The organism is Micrococcus sp. KRD012 (assembly GCF_017168555.1).
Classification (GTDB): Bacteria; Actinomycetota; Actinomycetes; order Actinomycetales; family Micrococcaceae; genus Micrococcus; species Micrococcus luteus.
The window spans coordinates 1-2,484 of record NZ_JABFBB010000047.1 but is presented as its reverse complement, the minus strand read 5'-3'; the positions used below and the strand labels follow the sequence as shown (position 1 = coordinate 2,484).

Annotated in this window: 2 protein-coding genes; both read left to right on the top strand. The window is 80.6% G+C overall.

The features are described from left to right. On the top strand, positions 1–1,293 hold a 1,293-nt coding region (locus J1M37_RS11260), incomplete at its 5' end, for a CpaF family protein (protein WP_206452674.1). Beyond that, positions 1,290–2,417, top strand: coding sequence for a type II secretion system F family protein (locus J1M37_RS11255; RefSeq protein WP_206452673.1), 1,128 nt, complete (start codon positions 1,290–1,292; stop codon positions 2,415–2,417). The genes J1M37_RS11260 and J1M37_RS11255, both read left to right, overlap by 4 nt. Positions 2,418–2,484 lie beyond the last annotated feature (67 nt).

Genomic DNA, 2,484 nt, shown 5'->3' with positions numbered 1-2,484 from the left:
CCGGTGCGGGGCCGACGGTCCCGCCTCGCCCCGCCCGAGGTCGGCCGACGGTTCCCGTGGCCCCGCACCGGTGCGGCCGAGCCGGAACGCACGCAGGTCGCCGCGCCGCCGCTCGCCGCACCCGCAGCAGGCCCCTGCGGGCTGGACGTCGCCGCCGTGCGCCGACGCGTGGCCGAGGCCCGCGCGTCGGCCGCGGACGGTGCGGAGCCGCCGCTGGCCCCGCTGATCGCCGAGGCCCTCGACGCGCCGATCGACGACCCGCGCGTGGCGGCGCTGGTCGATGAGCTCGACGGCTTCGGCCCGCTCGCACCCTGGGTGCGCACCCCGGGCGTGACTGACGTGCTCGTGGACGGCGTGGGCGCGGTGTGGACCGACGGGGACGAGGGCCTCGTCCGCCGCCCCGGTCGGCTCGACCCCGAGACCGCCGGGGCGCTCGCGGTGCGGCTGCTGCACCGGGCCGGCCGCCGCCTCGATGCGGCGGTGCCGCTGGCCGACGCCCGCGTGGGCGGCGTGCGCGTCCACGCGGTCCTGCCCCCGGTCAGTGGCGGCGGCACCCTGCTGAGCCTGCGGATCCCGGCCGCGACGACGCCGTCGCTGGCCGCGCTGGCCGACGGCTGGCCGGACGGCGCCCTCTGGGCCGACGCCCTCGAAGCGCTCGTGCGCGACCGCGCCACCGTCCTGGTCAGCGGCGCGACCGGGGCGGGCAAGACCACCCTGCTCTCCGCGGCCCTCGGCCGGGTGCCGGGGGACGAACGGATCGTCGTCGTGGAGGACACGGCCGAGGCCGCGCCCGATCACCCGCACGTGGTCGCCCTGCAGTGCCGCGCCGCCAACGCGGAGGGCGCCGGCGAGGTCGGACTGGCCGAGCTCGTCCGCCACGCGCTGCGGATGCGGCCGGACCGGCTCGTGGTCGGCGAGTGCCGCGGCGCCGAGGTGGCCGATGTCCTCACCGCCCTGAACACGGGCCACCAGGGCGCGTGGGGCACCCTGCACGCCAACGCCGCCGCCGAGGTGCCCGCCCGGCTGACGGCCATGGCCTCCCTGGCCGGCTGGCGGCCCGAGACGGTGGCCGCGCAGGCCCGCGCCGGCGTGGACGCCGTGCTGCACCTCGCCCGCGACGGCCACGGGCGGCACCCCGTCGAGCTCGCCGTCCCGGACCCGCGCGCCGACGGGTTCGCCCTGCTGCCCGCCCTCACGTGGCGACCCGGGACGGAGGCGGCGGGCGGGCGGACCATCGAGGGACCCGGCGTGCCCGCGCTCGCGGCCCGGCTCGCGGGGCGGAGCGGCCGGTGAGCACGACGACGGCGGCCGGGCAGGCACGACGGTCGCGCGCTGGGCGTGCCGCGGCGCTGCTGCCCTGGCGGGCGGGGCGGCCGACGCCGGAGGAGGAGACGGAGGTGCTCGTCGGCGTGCTGCGCCGCTGGGCCGCCCTCGTCTCGGCCGGCCTGACCGAGGAGCAGGCCTGGCGGGAGACCGCGTGCACCCTGCCCGCCTGCGGGCCGGGCCCGAGCGAGGCGGGCACCGCGTGCTGTGCCCATCACCGCGCCCGACGCCGGGCCGAGGCACTGGCCTGGGATGTGCCGGCGTCGCATGCGCCGACCGGGGAGGCGGCGCGCGGCGGCGGGACCCTGCCCTGGCGGACCCCCGCACGGGACCCGGGCTGGGCGCTGGTCGACGCGGCGCTCGCGGCCGGGGCCCGGGCGGGTGCCGCTCCCGCTGCCGTGGCCCGGCGGCTGGCCCACAGTCTCGAGGCGGACGTGGACGCGGCCCGGGCCCGCCGCTCGGCCGCGGCGGGGCCGGGCGCGACGTCCCGACTGCTGCAGTGGCTGCCCCTGGGCGGCCTCGGCCTCGCGTGGCTGCTCGGCACCTCCCCGTGGGACCTGGCCCGCTCGCCCTTCGGTGCCGTGGTCGCCGCGGTGGGGCTGCTGTTCTGGCTGGCCGGGCGGTCCTGGACGCGCCTGCTGCTGCGTGCGGCCGCGCGCGAACCGGCGGCGGTGGGCGCCGCCGTCGTGCTGGACGTGTTGGCGGCGCTGCTCAGCGCCGGCCGATCCCTGCCCGCCGCGCTGGACGACCTCGGCCGAACCCTGCCGGGCGCCCGCGGCCTGCGCACCACCGCGACGCTGCTGCTCTGGGGCCGGGACTGGGACGAGGCGTGGGCGGGGCTCGACACGGACCCGGTGTGGATCGAGACCGCCGCCCGGCTGCGGCCGCTGCACCGGTCCGGGATGGCCGGCGCCCGCACGCTGGCCGAGACCGCCGCCGCCGTCCGTCAGCAGACCCGGCGGGCCGATGAACGGGCGGCCGAGGAGCTCGCCGTGCGCCTGGTGATGCCGCTGGGGCTGTGCCTGCTGCCGGCCTTCGTGTGCTGGGGCGTGGTGCCCGTCGTCATGGCCCTGCTCGGGGCGGGACCGGGCTGAGGCGGCGGCGACGCCGGGGCGTCCGGTCCTGCACAGGGCCCCGATCGCCCCGGCCCATCCCCGGATC